Below are 19563 nucleotides of genomic sequence, written 5' to 3'. Positions count from 1 at the left end.
GCGCAGCTTCAGCCGCATCCAAGAGCGGCCGTTTGAGCACACGCCGCAACTGCCCAACCCTGCCCTCTTGAAAAAATAACAAATACGTTATATAAACTGGTTGTTTCTAACGGACGGTGCGTTGATGCTTGATCTCTCCTTCTCAGCCCTTGCCGATCCAACTCGCCGCGCCATTATCACGCGGTTGGCGAAAGGCGAGGCAACTGTACAGGATCTGGCCGAACCCTTCGCCATAAGCCAGCCGGCGATAAGTCGACATCTCAAGGTCTTGGAAGAAGCTGGGCTGATCGAAACGCGCGTGGCTGGCACCGCCAGGCCCAGACGCCTTAAGCCAGAAGCTGTCGCCGAGCTCTGGGACTGGCTGGGCCAGTACCGTGAGCTTTGGGAAGCGCAGTTCAACAAGATGGATGCTGTGCTCGACAGCATCGCTCAGGAAGAGACCCGCGGCAAATGAACCAAGCTGTTTCAAAAAGCCAACTTCAGATCGCCGAGCAAGGAGATTGCGATATCGTGGTGCGTCGCAGCTTGGCCCACCCACCGGAGCGGGTGTGGCGGGCCATGACAGACCCTTCGCTAATCCCCCGGTGGATGGAATCGCTCGACCCGATGACCGATTGCCAGATGGACGCCAGACCAGGTGGCAGCTTCCGCTACGAATGGAATTGCCAGGAGAGGAAATTCTACTTTTCCGGTCCGGTGCTGCGTGCGGAGGCGCCACGCCATTTGGCGGTGATCGAGTACTTCAATGGCGATGAGTCCTCAGGCACCCATGTCACCACCGATCTTGTGCCGGAATCCGGCGGCACCAGGATGACCATAGTAATGCGCTGGCCAAGTGCCGAGGCTCGCGCCGCTGCGGTGAAGAGCGGCATGACCGATGGCTACAGCGAGGTCTAGGACAAGCTGGAAGCGCTTCTAGCCGACTAGGCCAACCACTCATCTCAGAATTCAACGCAGGCGAGGGGCCGCTTCTGCGAACGCTCACGTACGCCCTAGCAGGAGGAAAGAATGACCAAGGGAACCATCGCCTACTGGGCCAGCACAGTGCTGCTCTGCTCGATCTACGGAGCAGGCGCCGTCATGTACATTCTGCAGCGGTCGCTGGTGGAGGAGGGTTTCGCACACTTCGGCTATCCCGGTTACCTCGTCGTCGTGCTGATCGTGGTCAAGATCCTCGCACCGTTGGCAATCCTCAGCCGCGCTTCTGTAAAACTCAGCGACCTGGCCTATGCCGGCATGCTGTTCCATCTGTTGTTGGCGGTCTCGGCGCATCTGAACGCCGGTGACGGTGGCTTTGTGCCTGCCCTTGTCGCCCTTGCACTTCTGGTCACCTCCTTCCTGACCCAAAACATGGCGCGGAAGCGACGCTCGCCCAACGTTCCGAACTTTCACGCACAAACGCAGGCCTGAACTGGAGCCGAACATGACAAACATCACGGTCACCCCTTATCTTGTTGCCGATCTTCTGGCAGGGAACGAGCGCATGCCAGTCAATGTGCATGTTATCGACCATCCGGACGCCCGCATTCTCGTCGATACCGGCATCCGGGACCTTCATCCGCTGGCTGCGGACATGGACCCCAGGCTCTACCCCTTCGACATCGATCCCCATAGCATCGACATCGTCGTCAACACGCACCTTCACTTTGACCACTGCGGCAACAATCATCTGTTTGCCGGCAAGCCGATTTACGTTCAGCGCCGGGAACTCGAAGACGCTCGCCGCATCAAGGACTACACCATTCCAGAATGGGTCGATCCCGCCGGCATTTCCTATCAGGTCATCGAGGGCCAACATCAGCTTCTTCCTGGCATTCGCTTGCTCCCGGCACCCGGCCATTCTGATGGGCTGCAGATCTTGGTTATCGACTCGGGCGAGCACCCGACAATCGTTGGCGGTGATGTCGCCGTTTGGTTCGGTGAACTGGAGGAGCCTGCTTCGGAGGGTCAGAAGCTTGTCCGTGCCCTTGAGCCCGAAATGGTCTGGCTCACCCATGTCAGTGAACCGTGGCACGGACGCTGACGGTGTTGCGGGGAGGTTGCGTTGCAACGCGGTAATCGGAGAAGGTTTGCTGCCGATAAGATCCGCAGGAACCTAAGCTCTTGGCTGCGATGCGCCCTTTTTCGGCCGTTCAAGCAGCCTTGGCGATTCCTGAAACCTGCCGTTCCTTCGTGGCGGGCAGATGACCGCATCGGGGTGGTTAGCTTCCGGTCCGCTTGTGGACTAGATTGGCAACAAGCTGCCGTTCGCGATCCTAGCAAGGCTTGCTGCTGGAGCGCGCTCCCCGAGATCGTTGCTGGGTGCGGATCAGCTCAAGTCAACGATGCGCGCTAGCCTTCCGCCCGAGATCGTTATGAACGAAGCGCCACGCATGGAGACTTGTTCGCCAGCCTTCAAAGGCCCGAGGTCAATGGCTGGCGTGCCGGTCCAATCCACCTCCAACGCGACCTGATCGCCAGCGACAACTGCATTCCTGATTGCTTGGTGGCGAGTAGCGAAAATGGTCGACGCTTGTTTTGCAAGTTCGGCAAAAGCGACGCTGCCTTCGATCTTCACACTCTGTCCCGCATTGGAGACGTTTTCGAATACAACATCGTCGGCAACACACGCCACCAGTGCGGCGACGTCCTTGCGATTATAGGCATCAAGGTAGCTTTGAATGATTGTAGGCAGCGTCACAGATATCGCCCTTCTTCCAGAAGCGCACTGCCTGCCGCCGGACTATCCGGCTAGGCACAAGTGCACTCTAAACTGAAGATGCCTGTTGGCATCGGTTCACTCAGACGAACCCGACCTGAAGTATCAGGTCGGGCGACTAAATCGTCCGCTGGTCGCAACTGCGATGTGAACAACGAAGGTCATGCGGTCACCATACTGGTTTCAACGAATTTGTCGAGATGGTGGCCAAACGGACAACCTTTATGCTGGTCAAAGCCCGTTGAGGGGCACCTTCAGGAAACGTTTGCCATCGTCGTCGGCCTCGGGCAGGTGCCCGCCGCGCATGTTGACCTGTAGCGAGGGAAAGATGAGCCGTGGCATGGCGAGGCTCCTGTCGCGCTCCTGCCGCATGGCGACGAAAGCGTCTTCGTCGATCCCGCCGCCCACATGGACATTTCCGGCCCGCTGCTCTGCCACAGTTGTTTCCCAGGCAATGGCGCGACCGTTCGGGCCGTAGTCGTGGCACATGAACAGCCGCGTCTCGGCCGGAAGTGTCAAAAGGCGCTGAATCGAGCGATAGAGCGTGCGCGCATTCCCGCCCGGGAAATCGGCACGGGCGGACCCGCCATCGGGCATGAAAAGCGTATCACCGACAAAGGCCGCGTCGCCGATCACATGCACCATATCGGCGGGAGTATGACCGGGCGTGAACAGCGTGTGCGCAACCATCGTGCCGATCGTGTAGCTGTCGCTATCGGCAAACAGCCTATCGAATTGCGACCCGTCGCGTTCAAAGCGCGTGCCTTCGTTGAAAATCTTGCCGAAGGTTTCCTGCACTGCCCGGATCTGGTCGCCAATGCCGAGCTTGCCGCCCAGGTGCTCCTGGATATAGGGCGCGGCCGACAAGTGATCGGCATGGACATGGGTTTCGATCAGCCATTCCAGTTGCCAGCCCTGGGAGCGAATATGGGCGATGATCCGGTCAGCGCTGTCATGCGCCAGCCGGCCGGATGCATAGTCGAAGTCCATCACGGAATCGATGACGGCACAGCTGGCCGATGCCGGATCGCGCACCAGATAACTGATCGTGTTGGACGCCGGATCAAAGAACGGAACCACGTCCGGCCGGACCGAAAGATCGACCATGAAGGGCACGGGTGAAATGGTCGTCACTTGGATCAGGCTCTGCTGGCAAAAGCGGGGCAGGCAGCGAGACACTCTATCGCCTCCTCCAGCGTGGCGCGGGTACAGCCGAAATTAAGGCGGATGAATTTGCCGTAACGCGCACCGAAGTCGCTACCGGCGCTGAAGGCGATACGGGCGTGCTCTAGGAAATAGGCCTGCGGATCGTCCAGGCCCAGCGCCCTGCAATCGAGCCAGGCGAGATAGGTACCCTCAGGCGCTACCATGCTGACGCCCGGCAAACGCTCGGCTACCGCCTTGACCAGGTAGTCGCGATTGGCCTGCAGATAGGCCACGACGTCGTCGCGCCAATCGGCGCAATCGCGGAAGGCGGCGAGCGATGCTTCGAGCCCCAGAATATTGACGCTATCGACCATGCCCAGTCGCGAGGCATTGAACTGCTCGCGAAGCATCTGGTCGGTGACGATAGCGAAGCCAGCCTTGAGGCCGGGAATGTTATAGGTCTTGGCCGCCGACATCAGCGTGATCGTGCGGCGCGCAATGGACGGATCGAGCGAGGCGATCGGGATGTGCTTGCGCCCGTCGTAAAGCAGCTCGCAATGGATCTCGTCGGAAATGATCGGCTTGCCGCGCGTGGCCGCAGCGAGAGCCTGAAGATCATCACGGCCATAGACCTTGCCGGTCGGGTTATGCGGATTGCACAGCAGCACGGCATCGGCCAGTGCCAGCGCAGCGGCTTGTTCGGCAACGGGCCGATCGACCTGCAGATCGACCTGCGACAGGTCCCAATGGCGCGGGGCCATCAGGATCGGGCGATAGATCGGTGTCTGAATGGCAAGGGTCTTGCCGGGCGACAGCAGCGCCTTGATCGCCATGTTGAAGCCCGGTTCGACGCCGGGCAAAAACACGATATCGTCTGGCGAGATGGTCCAGCCATATTTGGCCTGCATATCGGCGACGATCTGATCGCGCAGTTCGGGCTTGGCCGAGCAATAGCCGAAAACCGGATGACGCAGCCGCTCGGTGATCGCGTCGATGATAGGCGGCGCGGCCGCGAAATCCATGTCCGCCACCCACATCGGCAACACGTCGGAAGCATATTTGCTCCACTTGTTGCTACCGGTATTGCGCCGGTCGATCTGGGTGTCGAACGAATAGGTCATGCCTAGAGCCCCTTGATCATGCCGCCATCGACCCGCAGCATGCTGCCGGTGACGTAACTCGCCTGCTGGCTGGCAAGGAAAGCAACGACAGCGCCGAATTCCTCGGGACGGCCATAACGGCCGGCTGGAATATCGTTGCGCGACGCTTCCTGCACCGCCTCGACGCTTGTGCCGGTGCGGCCGGCCTTGCCCTGGTCGAGTTCACGCACGCGATCGGTATCGATGCGGCCCGGTAGCACCATATTGACGGTGATACCATGCTTGGCCACTTCCGCCGCCAGGGTCTTGGACCAGCCGGCAATGGCGCCGCGCACGGCATTGGAGAGCGCGAGGCCGGCAATCGGCGCAACCACACCCGAAGAACCAACCGTGATGATGCGGCCAAACTTGCGTTCGATCATCTGAGGCAGCAGGGCATCGGTGACGGCATAGAGCGATGTAGCCATGGTCTCGAAGGCGGCGACCCAATCGGCGGTGGCCTGTCCCTGGGCCGGACCGGCCTTGGGACCACCCGAATTGTTGACGAGAATATCGACGCCCCCTTCGGTCCTGACCTTGTCAATCAGGGCCGCAACGGAGGCCTTGTCAGCGAGATCTACGGTATAGTCGCCCGAACGCGATGCGCCGAGCACGGTGACGCCTTCGGCCGCAAGGGCAGCGGCAATTGCGGCACCGAGGCCACGGCTGGCGCCGAGGACCAGCGCGCGCTTACCGGAAAGTCCGAAATCCATTACGACAAGGCCTCCAGCTTGCGGGTCTGGCGCGCGATCAGGCGCTCGACCTCGGCAACGGCCCTGGGCGCGAGCGGGGCACCGGGACGACGCTGGGTGGCGCTGGCAATGGCACCGCGTTTGGCCAGGGTGTGCTTGCGCACGGCAAGGCCCAGGCCCGGCTGCTGCTCGTAGCGCGCCAGCGGCAGATAGACGTCGAACAGATCCTGTGCACGCTCCATTTCGCCATTGGCGACCAGGCGGACGACGTCGACCATCATTTCGGGAAAAGCAAAACCGGTCATGGCACCGTCGGCGCCCCGTTCCATTTCCTCAGTCAGGAACATGCCGCCATTGCCACACAGCACCGACAGGCGACGGCGCCCCTTGGCTTCGGCGTTGCGAATGTCGGAGATCTTGGCAAGGCCGGGCCAATCTTCATGCTTGAGCATGACGATTGAGGGCATGGCCTCGACGATCCGTCCCAGCAGCGAGGACGAAATGTGAATACCGGTGACCAGCGGAAAATCCTGCAACACGACCGGCACATCGCTGCCGATGGCATCGAGGACGTTCTGGTAATAGGTGAAAATCTGGTCGTCGGTCTTGAGCGAACCGGGGGGCGCCACCATGACGCCTGCCGCGCCCATGTCCATCACCGCCTTGGTCAGCTCTCCTATAGCCGCCAGACCCGGTGCCGAGACGCCGACGACCACCGGCTTGTCGCCTGAACGCTTCAGCGTCTGACGCGAGATGTCGAGCGCTTCGCTCTGGGTGAGCTTGGGTGCCTCTCCCATCATGCCCAGAATGGTCAGGCCGTCAGCGCCCTTGTCGTAGTAGAAATCCACCATGGAATCGATGCTGGCCGTATCGACCGCCATGGTGTCGGTAAATGGGGTAACGGCAATGACGAAGACGCCCTTCGTCTCGGTGGTAATCTGAGGCATGAACTGTCCTGCTATTGGAACCAGTGAGAGACAAGGCGCGGCGCATATTTGCCATCGCCTGGCTGGTTGACGACCGCCTGGCCATCCCAGGCCAGTTTGCCGCCGACATAGGTGCCCGCCACGCGGCATGCGAACTGCCGGCCATGGAACGGGCTCCAGTTGAGCTCGTCATGCGCCATGGTTTCGTCCCAGACCTGCGGCTCGAGCGACAGGATGGCGATGTCGGCATCGGCGCCCGGCTGCAACACGCCCTTTTCCGGCCAGAGACCGAAGAATTTGGCGGGCCGTTCGGCAAGCTGCTCGACGGTGAGACGCAAGGCATCGAGCTGGCGCTGAGCCGCGCCGGTATAGAAGGCGGGCAGCAGGGTTTCGAGTCCTGGCACCCCTGCCCCGGCATCAAAGATCGAGGGGGTGAACTTATTGTCGATCGGCCAGCTCGAGTGATCCGAGCTGACAAAGGCCACGCGACCAGCGACGACATCGGCCCAGAGCGCTTCGATCTGTCCCGGGCGGATCGGCGGATTGACCTTCATGCGCGCGCCCAGCGCATTGTCGATCGTCGGATCGAACCAGAGATAGTGCACGCACAGCTCGCCGGTCGATCGGAAGCCGTCGCGGCGATAGTTTTCGACCAGATGGAAACCACGCGCCGAGGTCAGGTGCACGATATGAGCATGCGCGCCCGAAAGCGCGCCGAGCTCCAGGAAATGTGCAGTGGAAGCCTGTTCGGCCGCCAGCGGACGGCTCGATGAATGTGCTTCGATGCCATTCTGCCCGGCCGCCTTGGCACGGGCGATGCGGGCGCGGACGATTTCCTGATCTTCGTTGTGGATGCCAAGCGGCACGACAGTGGGCGCCAGCGCCTCGAAGAGATCGAGCAATTGATCGGCGGCAATGCGCGGGAAGCGCGTGGGGCTCGATTCAAAGCCGGAAATCTTGAAGGCAACGACCCCGGCATCGATCAGCGGCTGCACCGAGGACATATCCTGCCCGGGCATGACCGTCGCATAGAGAGCGACATTGGCGTGGGCATGCGCAGCGACGGCGGCCTTCTTCTCCCCGAGCCGCTCGATGGTGTTGAGCGGAGCGGGATTGTCATATGGCATGTCGACGATGGTGGTGATGCCGCCGGCCACTGCCGAGCGCGTTGTCGAGCCGATGCCAGGCAAGCCAGCATAGCTGCCGGCATGGGTCTGGCCATCGATAATGCCGGGAATGACATAGGCCGCCCCGGCATCGTGGGTAGATGCGGCAGCGGGCGCGTTACGCTCGCCAATGGCGGCAATCTTGCCGTCCTTGATGGCGAGCCAACCATTTTCGATCGGGCCGACTGGCGTAACGATGGTGCCGCGGATCACTTGGTCCATAGGTCAACGAGCCCTTGTACGATATTTCAGGTCGAGATTGGTGACAGCCAGCGCGACGCCTGCCTGCACCGGATCGACGATAGGCAGGCCGAGCATCTCTTCCATCGCTGCGCGGTAGGAGCCGAGCCCGGCGCAGCCGAGAATGACGACATCGGCGCCATCTTCATCGCGCAGCTTCATGCCGGTGCGAACAACCGTTTCAACCACGTTATTGGCCATCAACTGGGGAATGGTCATGTCGATGGAACGATCACCCGCCAGCCGGCGCGACAGGCCCAGCGCATCGAGATAGCGCTTGTGGCGGCCGATCGAAGACGGCCCCAGCGAGACTATGCCGAACGTCCTGCCCAGGCCCAACGCCGCGAGATAGGCCGACTCGGCAATGCCGACGACCGGTTTGTCGGTCGATGCGCGGACCTGTTCGATGCCCGGATCAGAAAAGCAGCTCAGCACATAGGCGCTGGCGTCGCTCTCGGCGATCTTTTCGATGATATTGGGAATGACCATGCCGACATGCTCATCGGTCTCGATGCCCGGCGGGGATTTGGGCAGCTCGACGCATTGGATATCGTAACTGCTCCGCTCGGTGATGATGCCGAGGCAGTCCTGCATCGAGCGCGTAACCGAGGGTGAGCTGTTCGGATTGATGACGAGGATCGACGGCACGGTGCACCTGCGCTAGAATATTCTACGTAATATACTACGAAATACGACACGAAAAGGGTTATGTGCAGCTTACGTGGCCAATTTTGGCACCCCTGCCCTATATTGAGGCAGAGCCATAAGATTCGGCGCCGCACAGACCTGCCTTGGGAAGCATAGAGCCGTTGACGAAAACGAAGACCTCCCTCACCGATCAGGCTTATCAGCAGCTGCGCCACCGCATCATCACGGGGCAATTGCCGCCGGGCAGCGAAATGAGCGAACTCGAACTGGCAGACGAACTTGCCATGAGCAAAACGCCGGTGCGCGAAGCGCTGGGCCGACTTGGCGTGGAGGGGCTGGTCGAAGCCTTTCCCCGCCGCGGCTATCGCGTCACCTCCGTGACGGTCAAGGACATGAACGATCTCTTTGCCGTCCGCGCCATGCTGGAGGGTACCGCGGGCGCCCTTGCCTCGGTCAACCTCACCGACAATGAGTTCGAACAGCTCGACGCCCTGGCCGATGCCAGCTATGTGCGCGGTGAGAATGTCAGCACCCAAAGCTTCGTGCGCGCCAATGAGGACTTCCACACCGCCATTGCTCGTGGCTCGCGCAATCCGCGGCTGCTAAGTCTCGTGGTCAGTCACCTCGAGGAATGCGGCCGCTTCTTCTACATGGGCGCGCAAGTCCGCGACGTGAATCCGGAAACGACCAACGACCATCACCGCATCGTCGCGATCCTGCGACAACGCGACCCGGAAGCGGCCCGGGCCGCGATGATTGAGCATAACGAGAATACGCGCCAGGGCCTGTTGCGCGCCCTGCTCGACAAATCCGACAGCGGGATTTCGTTCTAGCTCAGGCAGCCCATTCCGCGCCCGGCACCTGCACGATATGGCCGGGCGTCGGCTCGCGATATTGCCGCTGCGGCGGCACATAATCGGCCGCGCGCACGGGGCTGCGGATGTCATCATTGCCCACCATGCGACGCAGATGGCGACGCGTCGGATCGGCGATCGGCACAGCCGCCAACAGCTTTTTGGTATAGGGATGCTGCGGATTGCCGAAGATTTCCGCCCGCGGCCCAGTCTCGACAATTTCGCCAAGATACATCACTGCCACGCGATGGCTGATGCGCTCGACCACCGCCATGTCATGGGAGATAAACAGGTAGCCGAGCTTGAGCCGCTCCTGCAGCTCGAGCATCAGGTTGATCACCTGCGCCTTGACCGACACATCCAGGGCCGAAACCGCTTCGTCGGCCACGATCAGGTTGGGATTGAGCGCCAATGCCCGCGCGATGGCAACGCGCTGGCGCTGACCACCCGAAAACTCATGCGGGAAACGCCGCGCCATGTCGGCGCCCAGGCCTACGCTTTCGAGCAGTTCCACCACCCGGTGACGCGCCATGGCTGGCGTTTCCAATCCATGGCTCAGCAGCGGCTCTGCAATGGCATCGCCGATCCGCATGCGCGGATTTAGGCTCGAAAACGGGTCCTGAAAAATCATCTGCATGGTGCGGCGCTTGGCGTCGAGGGCTCGCTTGGACATGGTTCGTACATCTTCGCCAGCCACCAGGATGGAGCCGCTGGTCGCTTCGACCAGACGCAGCACCGAGCGCCCGGTGGTGGACTTGCCGCATCCCGACTCCCCTACCAGCGCCAGGGTCTCGCCCGGCTGCAGCGAGAAACTGACATTCTCTACCGCATGCACGCGGCCCATGACCTTGCCGAACAGGCCCGAGCGGATGTCGAACCGCGTCACGAGGTTCTTGACCTCGAGCACCGGCTTGCCGGGCACCACGGTATCGCCACTCTCGCGCGCCGGTGTGGTTTCCCCCGTGGCAACATCGACAATGGGGAAAGCGGTCGGATGGGTAATGTCGGCCATCGAGCCGAGCTGCGGCACGGCAGCCAGCAGCGCGCGTGTATAGTTCTGCGTCGAATTGGCAAAGATGTCTTCAGTCGCGCCGGTTTCGAGTGCCCGCGAGCGAAACATCACCACGGTGCGATCGGCGATCTCGGCCACAACGCCCATGTCGTGGGTGATGAACAACACACCCATATTCTCCTCGCGCTGCAATTCCTTGATCAGATCGAGGATTTGCGCCTGAATGGTAACGTCTAGCGCCGTGGTGGGTTCGTCGGCAATCAGCAGGCGCGGGCGACAAGCCAGTGCCATGGCGATCATCACGCGCTGCAACATGCCGCCTGATAGCTGATAGGGATATTCGTCGAACCGCCGCGTCGCCGCCGGAATGCGGACACGGTCGAGCAGTTGAATGGTCTGCGTCCGCGCCTCGACACGGCTGATCCCACGGTGGCGAAGCAGCGGTTCGGCGATCTGCCGCCCCACGCTCAGCACCGGATTGAGGCTGGTCATGGGCTCCTGAAAGATCATGCCGATCTGATTGCCGCGCACCGACTGCATGCGCTTCTCATCAAAACTCAGCAGGTCCTCGCCATCGAGCAGCACGCGGCCAGACACCTTGCTTACCCGCGGCGGCAGGAGCCCCATGATGGAGAGCGCGGTCACGCTTTTGCCCGAGCCGGATTCTCCCACCACAGCCACGGTCTCATTGGCGCCGATATCGAAGCTCACGTCGTTGACGACCGTGTTCCACATGCCTTCTCGGCGCAACTGGGTGGTGAGGTGTTCTACGGAAAGGATCGGCACTAGAGCATTCCTGATACGGGTCGCCTGTAACACAACGCCGAACATGACAAATGTCAACGTAATATGCTACGTGATATTCCAATAACTGGAGATGCACCGTGACAAACACCCTGCGCAGCCGCGTCCTGCTGACGCCGGCCCAACTCAATACCATGATGAGTGAGGGGCGCGATCTGATCATTCTGGCTGTGCAGTCGATCAATCCCTATACGGGCGCAGATTCCATTCGCGACCGACGCATCCCCGGGGCGATCGACACCGAAGCCTATGAGGACTTCCAGTCCCCGAGTTCCCCAACAGAGGGGGCTCGTCCCCTGCCCGAAGTAGCCGTATTACAGGCAAAGGCCCGTCGCTGGGGCCTGCGGCCGGAAGCCACCATTGTCATTTATGATAGCGATCGCAGCATGGTAGCCGCCCGCGCCTGGTGGACATTGCGTTGGGCGGGTCTGCCCGATGTGCGCGTGCTCGATGGCGGCATGCCGGCCTGGCTCAAGGCGAATCTGCCGAGCACGGCCGACAAACCTGTGCCCACCCCCAGTGATATCGTGTTGTCTCCGAGCCATATGCCAGAACTGGATGCTGACGGCGCCGCCGCGCTTGCCCGCAGTGGCATTCTGCTCGATGCCCGCATCCGCCCCAACTATGTCGGAGGCCCAACGCCTGCCGGCGCGCCGGCTCGTGGCCACATTCCCGGCGCGATCAGCACCCCGGCCCACGACAACCTCACCGATTACGGCACCTTCGCCGATCAGGACGCGCTGACCGGCATTTATGAAGCTGCCGGGGCCGATGGCAGCAAGCCGGTTGGCGCCTATTGCGGGGCCGGCATGTCGGCAGCCCACACCGTTCTGGCCCTCGCCGCCATCGGCATCGAGGCCGCTTTATATGTCGGTTCCTGGTCGCAATGGGCTGCCGATCCGGCCAGACCAGTCATCCGTGGTGGTCGACCGGGCTAGGAATAATTCCGGCCCTTTCGGCCTCCCCTTGGATGAAAATGTCTATTATGCCGACAAATTCGCCAAGACAGCACTCCACCACGCCGTCACTACGCATATTAATTGTGCAACTTTCCGCCACACACCAAAAAGGCAGCAACGCTGCTTTACAGGGTCAAAGCTGTAGGATATTTCGTAATATACCAAGCGAGATATGACAGTCTCGCTGGTGCTAGTTCAGACCGCGAAAGGGTCACCGATGAAGTTACGCAACCTCCTGGCGGGCGCGACCATCGCCCTGCCGCTCGCGCTAGGCAGCGCCTATGCGCAGAGCAGCGATCCGGCGAAGACGCTGGTTGTCGCCGTGCCGTCCGATGCCGTTGGTCTCGAGCCCGGCGCCAACAAGGCCGAACCGATCGGCAGCGAAGTCATTCTCAACGTCTTCGACACCCTCGTCGCCTGGACCGCGCCCGATTTCACCCAGCTCGAAGGCCGCCTGGCCGACAGCTGGACCGTCTCGCCCGATGGCACCGAATTCGACTTCAAGCTGCGCGAGGGCATCAAATTCCACGACGGCACCGATTTCGATGCCGAAGCGGTCAAATTCTCGCTGGAACGCACCAAGGCGATCAACACCTATGTCGAAGCGACCTTCAGCCTGATCTCGGACATTGCCGTGGTCTCGCCCACCGAAGTCAAGGTCACTCTCAGCGAACCCTATCCGGCATTCCTCTCGATCCTGGCGCAGCCGCAGGCCGCCATCGTCAGCCCGGCCGCCGTTGCCGAATATGGCGATGAAGGCTTTGCCACCCATCCGGTCGGTACCGGCCCCTTCAGGTTCGCCAGCTATCAGGCCGATACCAATATCGTGCTCGATGCCAATCCTGATTATTTCCGCGGCGCGCCCAAGCTCGAACGCATCATCTATCGCGTCATTCCCGATGCCTCGACCCGTCGTCTAGAGCTCGAAAATGGCGGGGTCGACGTCGTTCAGCAGCAGGGTCAGCTCTCGGCCATTGCCGCAGAAGACGTTGCCGCGCTTCAATCCAACGCGGACGTTGCCATTCTCGAAGCGCCCAGCCAGATCATCCGCCAGCTCGAATTCAACAACAACAATCCCGATAGCCCGGTCGCCAATATCAAGGTGCGTGAAGCCATCGTACACGCTATCGACTATGACGGCCTGCTTCAGGGCGTCTTCGGTGGCACGGCAGAGCGCGTCTATGGTCCGTTGACCACCAATAGCTGGGCCTTCAACCCCAAGATGGCAGCGGAAGCCCCGACCTATGACCCCGAACTGGCCAAGTCGCTACTGACCGAGGCCGGCATTGATCCGTCGAGCCTCAATCTCACCCTCTATAGCTTCCAGGGTCCGCTCTGGGGTGCTGTCGCGACCTTCGTTCAGGCAAACCTGGCTGATATCGGTATCAATGCCACCATCGCCCAGACCGAGTTCCCGGCCTATCGCGCTCTGCAGACCGCCGGCCAGTTCGACGTCGCCCTTGACGGCCGCCAGCCCTGGTACAACGATCCAGACGCCCATATCACCATCGGTTACCTGTCGAGTCTCGCAGACACGGCGATGACCTTCCGCATGCCCGAAGATGCGGAGCTCGACGCCCTGATCCTCAAGGCACAACAGACCGTCGACCAGGACGAGCGCAAGCAGCTCTACTTCGACATCCAGGAAAAGATCGCCGCCAAGGTGCCGGGTGCCTACCTGTTCAGCCCCAAGCTGATCGTGTTCACCCGTGCCAATGTCAAAGGCCTCGTGATCAACAGCGCACCCCCGCTCAATGAATATTGGGGCGTTTCCAAAGAGTAGGCTTAACCTGCTCGGCCTCCCGCGGCGCCTCTCCCTCAGCGCCGCGGGAGACTTTCGTGTCGTGGAGAAATGGACATGGCGAGTTTTCTAGTGCGCCGCCTTCTGGCGCTGATCCCGGTCCTGATCCTGGTCCTGGTCATCGTATTCTCCCTCGTTCGGCTGATCCCTGGCGATCCGGCCGTGACGCTGCTCGGCCCCGGCGCGACCGACGCACAGATTGCAGCGCTTCGCGCGCAGATGCGTCTCGATGAGCCCTTTTACCTGCAATTCGTCAATTACGTGCTGGGCCTGCTCCAGGGCGACATGGGCACATCGCTCAAGAGCGGTGCTCCCGTGCTGCAGGAAATCCTGCTCCGCCTGCCCGCGACGCTTGAACTCGCCATCTGTGCCACGCTGGTCGCCATCGTTTTTGGCGTACCGATCGGCGTGCTCTCGGCCACGCGCCCCAATTCGCTGTTCGACCACTTTACCCGCGTCTTTTCGCTGGTCGGCGTGTCGATGCCGGCCTTCCTACTTGCGCTCATCCTCCAGCTGATCTTTGCCACCTATCTGGGCTGGCTGCCCGTTTCGGGGCGCCTCAGCCCCTATATCATCATGCAGCCCATTACCGGTTTCGCCATGGTCGATGGCATCATTACCGGGCAATGGGACGTGGTCTGGAGCGCCATCCAATATCTGGTTCTGCCCACCGCAGTGCTTGCCGCGTTTCTTGCCGCCACGCTGGGCCGTTTCGTGCGCAACACCATGCTCGAAGTCATGTCGGAAGACTTCATCCGCACCGCCCGCGCCAAGGGCCTGTCGCGCTCACAGGTCATTCTGGAGCATGGCCTGCGCAATTCGCTGCTGCCGGCCATTACCGTCGTGGGCCTCAAATTCGCTGAGATGCTGGGTGGGGCCATCCTCACGGAAACCATTTTTGCCTGGCCGGGCATTGGCCGTTTCATGTTCGAAGCCATCAAGAACCGCGACTATCCCGTCATCCAGGGCACAACTCTGGTGTTCTCGCTGCTGTTCATGCTGACGTCGGTGCTGGTCGATCTGCTCTATGGCGTACTCGACCCCCGCGTGCGCAAGAGGATGAAATGACTGCACTTCTCCATTTCCTGCGCAAGAACAGTCTCGCCACTCTCGGTGGCTTAGTCCTCCTCGCCATCATCCTGGCAGTGATCTTTGGGCCCATGATCAGCCCCTATGGGCCGACCAAGCTCGATGTGCTCAACAAGCTGCAGGGCCCCAGTTGGGCCCATTGGCTGGGCACCGACAGCCTCGGACGCGATGTGCTGACCCGCGTGCTGCATGGCGGCCGCTTCACCCTTGCCATTGGCATCGGCGTCGTCACCATCTCCTTTACGATCGGCGTGTTCTTTGGGACGCTGGCTGGTTTCGCCGGCGGTCCGGTGGACATGGTCATCATGCGCATCGTCGATGCCATGCTGTCTTTCCCCGCGCTGGTGCTGGCCATCGCGCTTGCCGCCGCCTTCGGCCCGAGCCTCAACAATGCGATGCTCGCCGTGGCCATCACGCTCGCCCCGCAATTTGCCCGTGTCGCGCGCAGCCAGGCGTTGGCCATCTCGGTCAAGCCCTATGTAGAGGCGGCCGTCTCGCTCGGCCTGCCGACCCGCCGCATCTTGTGGCGCTACGTCTTTGCCAATGGCCTCGGCCCCCTGCTCGTTCAGGCCTCCCTGAGCCTGGGCAGCGCAATCCTCCAGACCGCCAGCCTCGGCTTCCTCGGCCTTGGTGCACAGCCGCCGCTCGCGGAATGGGGCGCCGATGTTTCAGCCAATCTGCAATATCTGCGCGAAAGTCCCTGGGTTGCACTGTCGCCGGGCACGGCGATCCTTTTCACCGTGCTTTGCTTCAACCTGATCGGCGACAGCCTGGCCGACTGGTTCAATCCGCGCCGGCGCAACGAGATCGACTGATGTTGACTATCGCCCTCGAAAAGCTCGATTTCCTGCCCGCCAATAGGGTGACGGACGATACCTCGATCCTGACGCTCAAGAACCTGGTCTTCGAACCGCTGCTGCGCTGGCAGCCGGGCGGCCGAGTTGCCCCGGCGCTCTTCTCGCGCTGGTCGCATAGCAAAGACGGCCGGCGCTGGACCTTCACCATCCGCCCCGGCGCAACCTTCCACGATGGTGTCGCCTGCACATCCGATCACATCATCGCCTTCATCGACGGCATTCTCAACTCCGTCGACATGTTCGGCATGAAGTGGAGCTATTCGCGCTATCTGGCACATGCCACGACCAGCGCGCCAACCAGCGACACGCTCACCGTCGATAACCCCGAGCCACTGGCCGACATTCTCGACATCTTTTCGGAATTCTTCATCTGCCGGCAGAACGCTGCCGGCCAGGCCGTCCTCGGTACCGGCCCCTATCGCGTCGTCGAATTCGCCGCTGGCGAGTTCGCCCGCATCGAACCCTTGGCCGAAGATCTGCGCCCGATCACCGCTCATTGCGTGCCCGGCGCCGAGGAGCGCTATGCCCGGCTCAAATCCGGCCAGATCGATGCCGCGCTCAACCTCGAGCGCATGCACGGCAGGGTGGATTTCGATCCGCGCTTTCAATGGGGCAAGGCGGTCAACACGCTCTCGGTGATGTATTATCTCAATTGCAGCACCGGTCTCTTCGCCTCCCCCGAAACCCGGCTCGCGGCCAACCATGCCGTCGACAAAAAGCGCCTGATCACCGAGATCGTGCACGATCTGGGCGCCGAAGCGTCGACCGCCGTCAGCCCCTTTCACCTGGGCATGAGCGAGCCGATCGCCCCAATCGCCTATGATCCCGACACTGCCAGGCGCCTGCTCGACAAGGCCGGCGGTCCCGGCACCATCACCCTGCGCACGCCGCTCTATATGCCCGAACGCTCGCCGCAGATCAGCCAGTTCGTCGCCGCTGCGCTTCAGGAGATCGGCCTTACCGTCACCATCGAGACCGAACCCGATCGCCCCGAATATGCCCGCCAGATCGGTCGCAAATCCATGGGCGACATGGCCATTTTCGACTCCTCGCCGCAAAGCACGTTCCGCGTGCTTGACGACAAGATTTCGGCCCGCAACAAGGCCGTCTGGTGGCAGGGCTTCGACGATCCCGACACCGAACACCTGATCCAGGCGGCCAATAGCGCCGTCACCGACGACGCTCGCGAGGCCGCCTATGCAGCCGCCCTGCGGCGCCTCAACGCCAATCCCCCCTGGCTCTACCTCTTCCACCCAACCGATATTTTCGCGGCCCGCCCCGGCATTGCGGGGCTGGGCATCGATCACAAGGGGATCCTCACGGTCCAATGAGCACCAATATGACCAGAGACTATTCCATCACTTTTTTCTACTACCCCGATATCCATGCGGTGACTGCCTTTTACGAGGACGTGCTCGGCTTCGAACTCGTGCTCGACCAGGGCCTCGCCCGCATCTATCGCATCGCGCCCAATAGCTATTTCGGGATCGTCGATGGCAATCGTGGTCACCTCAGGCACCAGGAAAAGAGCGCCGTGCTGCTCACTATCGTGGCGCAGGATGTCGAAGGCTGGCATGCGCGCATGAAGGCCGCTGGCGTCGCCAATCTCTCGGAAATGCTGCGCGGCAATTATTGCGAGCACTTCTTCTTCGAAGACCCCGCCGGCTACGCCATCGAAATCCAGCGCTTCCACAATCCCGACGTCGCCAGGCTCTTTCAATGATCGCGCCCCACTTCACGCTCCGAGTGAATTTCACCCATGAGGACAAGGCCGCGAAAGGCCTGCGCTCGCTGCGCGAACCACAGACGGCCCCCGAGCCGCCTGTCTATTTCACCGCGCGCGAAGCTGTGGACATGTTCCCGCGCCTGCTGCTCCTGGGTGGGCGCGGCTCCGGAAAGACCATCTTTGCCAAGAACGTGGCCGCCGAGACGGGCGCGAGCTATATTGATCTCGGCGCGGGCATCGACCTGCCCGAAACCGGCGCTCTGATCCTCGACGGCCTGGATCGCATCGACGGTGCGCTGCTGGCGCCACTATTCAGAGCCATCGGCGATCGCCCGGTCGTGCTGCTGGGCGATGCTGCCGTGGTCAACGCTTGGAAAATCCCCTCTGACATTGCCGTCCACAGCCTGATGCTGCTTGACGTCGATGAGCGCGCTGCCTTTCTTGAGGCTCAGGGCATCACCGCCCCCGCTGCGCTTTCTGAGGCAGCCGGCAACCCAGCCCTCTTTGGGCTTGCCCTCGCCGTGAGCGGGCCAGCCCAAAGCGCAGAAGACATTGTGGATGTCTGGCTGCGGCAGGTTCCTGAAGGTGCCGAGGCCGGCTTTCGCGCCCTTTTGGCGGGCACTTCGGCAAATCGTGCCATTGATGAGCTTCTGGCCGGGCGCCATTTGACCGGTCTCGATGATGCCGCGGTGGCAGAACTGTTTCTTTCCAATAGCACGGTCTGGACGCCCAGTCTGGCGAGCCTTCTCCGACGCAGACCTGAGCGCGCTGCGGCCATTGCGCCACTTTTGATGGCCGGCGATAGCGACGCCAGCCTGCGCGGCGCCCTGCTGATCGCGGACGTTGTCCCCGATGATCCGTCGGTCCTCACTCGCCTGCGAAACCTGATCGAAGCGGGTCGCCTCGCGCCAATGGACCGCAATCGCGCCGCTCGCATACTCTCCGTTCAAGGAGACCCGCGCGACCTGGAGGCCCTTTGTGCCGTTCCGGGCGGCCGGTTCACCATGGGCTCGACCAGCCATCCCAATTCCCAACCCGTGCATCAGGTCGGCGTCGAGACCTTCAGCATCGGCCGTTATCCCGTAACCAACGCGCTTTATGCCCGCTTCATCGCCGCAACGGACCGCAAATGGGTGTCACCCGACGCCGATAATCCGCACAGGCGCAACGTCCCGGCCACCGACCTCACCTGGCACGACGCCCGCGCCTATTGCGATTGGCTCACCATCCAGTGGCGTAGTGAAGGCCGCATTGGTCCTGACCAGATCGTGCGTCTGCCGACCGAACCGGAATGGGAACGTGCCTCGCGCGGCGATATGCCCGACGGCGGCGACGAGATCGTCTATCCCTGGGGCCATGGCTGGGACAGCGACGCTGCCAATTCCGAAGAAACCGGCTTCAACGCTCCTTGTGCCACCGGCCTGTTTCCCACCGGCCAGTCCCCCTACGGCTGCCTCGACATGGCTGGCCAGATCTGGGAATGGACCACGACGCTCTGGGGCGACGACATGAGCACGCCCCATTTCACCTATCCCTATGCCGATGACGGCCGCGAAGACCTCTCGGCCGGCCCCAGCATCCGTCGCGTGCTGCGCGGCGGCTGTTTCTCTAGCACGCGCCACAAAGCCTGCTGCTCCTATCGCGGGAGTCTCGAACCCGACGGCTTCTGGCGCGGCAACGGCTTCCGTATTGTCGTCAGTTGTTTGAACTGCGGATGAAACGACTAGCCAATAGTCTGCAGGATGGGCAACAACCTTTAGTCGCCGCTGTGCACCTACCAGCTACCAACGTCGTGGAGCGCTTTTG

Annotated in this window: 20 protein-coding genes; 12 read left to right on the top strand and 8 right to left on the bottom strand. The window is 61.7% G+C overall.

Annotated features, from left to right (window positions below):
- Positions 1-124: 124 nt before the first annotated feature.
- From FF80_RS05645 to FF80_RS05630, 4 genes are all read left to right on the top strand, one after another.
- A complete protein-coding gene (locus FF80_RS05645) occupies positions 125-454 on the top strand; it encodes a metalloregulator ArsR/SmtB family transcription factor (protein WP_035098531.1) in 330 nt (109 codons plus the stop codon).
- Positions 451-897: an SRPBCC domain-containing protein gene (locus FF80_RS05640; protein ID WP_035098401.1), complete on the top strand. Its 447-nt coding sequence runs from the start codon at positions 451-453 to the stop codon at positions 895-897. Before FF80_RS05645 ends, FF80_RS05640 begins: the two co-directional genes overlap by 4 nt.
- Before the next feature lie 111 nt (positions 898-1008).
- Positions 1009-1410 (top strand): DoxX family protein, encoded by a 402-nt coding sequence (locus tag FF80_RS05635; RefSeq protein ID WP_035098399.1) that lies wholly within the window; start codon positions 1009-1011, stop codon positions 1408-1410.
- A gap of 13 nt (positions 1411-1423) precedes the next feature.
- Positions 1424-2023: an MBL fold metallo-hydrolase gene (locus FF80_RS05630; RefSeq protein WP_035098397.1), complete on the top strand. Its 600-nt coding sequence runs from the start codon at positions 1424-1426 to the stop codon at positions 2021-2023.
- Positions 2024-2308: 285 nt separating this feature from the next.
- Here the strand turns inward: FF80_RS05630 and FF80_RS05625 are convergent, their stop codons facing one another.
- The 7 genes from FF80_RS05625 to FF80_RS05595 all read right to left on the bottom strand — a co-directional run bounded on the left by FF80_RS05625 (position 2309) and on the right by FF80_RS05595 (position 8655).
- Complete coding sequence (locus FF80_RS05625) at positions 2309-2680, bottom strand: nuclear transport factor 2 family protein (RefSeq protein WP_052153221.1); 372 nt, start codon at positions 2678-2680, stop codon at positions 2309-2311.
- Between the two features lie 249 nt (positions 2681-2929).
- A complete protein-coding gene (locus FF80_RS05620) occupies positions 2930-3805 on the bottom strand; it encodes an MBL fold metallo-hydrolase (protein ID WP_035098528.1) in 876 nt (291 codons plus the stop codon).
- Between the two features lie 32 nt (positions 3806-3837).
- Complete coding sequence (locus FF80_RS05615; protein WP_035098396.1) at positions 3838-4965, bottom strand: PatB family C-S lyase; 1128 nt, start codon at positions 4963-4965, stop codon at positions 3838-3840.
- Between the two features lie 2 nt (positions 4966-4967).
- Positions 4968-5696 (bottom strand): SDR family oxidoreductase, encoded by a 729-nt coding sequence (locus FF80_RS05610; RefSeq protein ID WP_035098394.1) that lies wholly within the window; start codon positions 5694-5696, stop codon positions 4968-4970.
- Complete coding sequence (locus FF80_RS05605; RefSeq protein WP_035098393.1) at positions 5696-6622, bottom strand: dihydrodipicolinate synthase family protein; 927 nt, start codon at positions 6620-6622, stop codon at positions 5696-5698. The genes FF80_RS05610 and FF80_RS05605 overlap by 1 nt, the downstream gene beginning before the upstream one ends.
- Before the next feature lie 11 nt (positions 6623-6633).
- Positions 6634-7989, bottom strand: a complete 1356-nt coding sequence (locus FF80_RS05600; RefSeq protein ID WP_035098392.1) for an amidohydrolase family protein — start codon at positions 7987-7989, stop codon at positions 6634-6636.
- 3 nt (positions 7990-7992) lie between these two features.
- A complete protein-coding gene (locus FF80_RS05595; RefSeq protein WP_035098391.1) occupies positions 7993-8655 on the bottom strand; it encodes an aspartate/glutamate racemase family protein in 663 nt (220 codons plus the stop codon).
- A gap of 161 nt (positions 8656-8816) precedes the next feature.
- Here FF80_RS05595 and FF80_RS05590 point away from each other — a divergent pair, with 161 nt between their 5' ends.
- Positions 8817-9488 (top strand): GntR family transcriptional regulator, encoded by a 672-nt coding sequence (locus FF80_RS05590; protein WP_052153219.1) that lies wholly within the window; start codon positions 8817-8819, stop codon positions 9486-9488.
- 1 nt (position 9489) lies between these two features.
- Here the strand turns inward: FF80_RS05590 and FF80_RS05585 are convergent, their stop codons facing one another.
- Complete coding sequence (locus tag FF80_RS05585) at positions 9490-11352, bottom strand: ABC transporter ATP-binding protein (protein WP_152558283.1); 1863 nt, start codon at positions 11350-11352, stop codon at positions 9490-9492.
- 53 nt (positions 11353-11405) lie between these two features.
- On the opposite strand from FF80_RS05585, the gene FF80_RS05580 reads away from it, so the two are divergent.
- The 7 genes from FF80_RS05580 (at position 11406) to FF80_RS20830 (ending at position 19475) form a co-directional block, all read left to right on the top strand.
- Positions 11406-12263, top strand: a complete 858-nt coding sequence (locus FF80_RS05580) for a rhodanese-like domain-containing protein (RefSeq protein ID WP_200877165.1) — start codon at positions 11406-11408, stop codon at positions 12261-12263.
- Between the two features lie 238 nt (positions 12264-12501).
- Positions 12502-14067, top strand: coding sequence for an ABC transporter substrate-binding protein (locus FF80_RS05575; protein ID WP_035098390.1), 1566 nt, complete (start codon positions 12502-12504; stop codon positions 14065-14067).
- Positions 14068-14142: 75 nt separating this feature from the next.
- The gene (locus FF80_RS05570; protein ID WP_035098389.1) at positions 14143-15153 is read left to right on the top strand and encodes an ABC transporter permease; all 1011 of its coding nucleotides are present in this window, start codon (positions 14143-14145) and stop codon (positions 15151-15153) included.
- A complete protein-coding gene (locus FF80_RS05565; RefSeq protein WP_035098388.1) occupies positions 15150-15989 on the top strand; it encodes an ABC transporter permease in 840 nt (279 codons plus the stop codon). Before FF80_RS05570 ends, FF80_RS05565 begins: the two co-directional genes overlap by 4 nt.
- Positions 15989-17362 carry an ABC transporter substrate-binding protein gene (locus FF80_RS05560; RefSeq protein ID WP_052153218.1) on the top strand — a complete coding sequence of 458 codons (1374 nt, stop codon included), beginning with the start codon at positions 15989-15991 and terminating at the stop codon, positions 17360-17362. Before FF80_RS05565 ends, FF80_RS05560 begins: the two co-directional genes overlap by 1 nt.
- Positions 17363-17370: 8 nt before the next feature.
- A complete protein-coding gene (locus tag FF80_RS05555) occupies positions 17371-17754 on the top strand; it encodes a VOC family protein (protein WP_035098518.1) in 384 nt (127 codons plus the stop codon).
- Positions 17751-19475, top strand: coding sequence for a formylglycine-generating enzyme family protein (locus FF80_RS20830; protein WP_052153217.1), 1725 nt, complete (start codon positions 17751-17753; stop codon positions 19473-19475). The genes FF80_RS05555 and FF80_RS20830 overlap by 4 nt, the downstream gene beginning before the upstream one ends.
- Positions 19476-19563: the final 88 nt, after the last annotated feature.

It is taken from the genome of Devosia sp. LC5 (assembly GCF_000735585.1).
Lineage (GTDB): Bacteria > Pseudomonadota > Alphaproteobacteria > Rhizobiales > Devosiaceae > Devosia.
The sequence above is the reverse complement of the archived record's forward strand: the minus strand, read 5'-3'. Positions and strand labels throughout refer to the sequence as shown.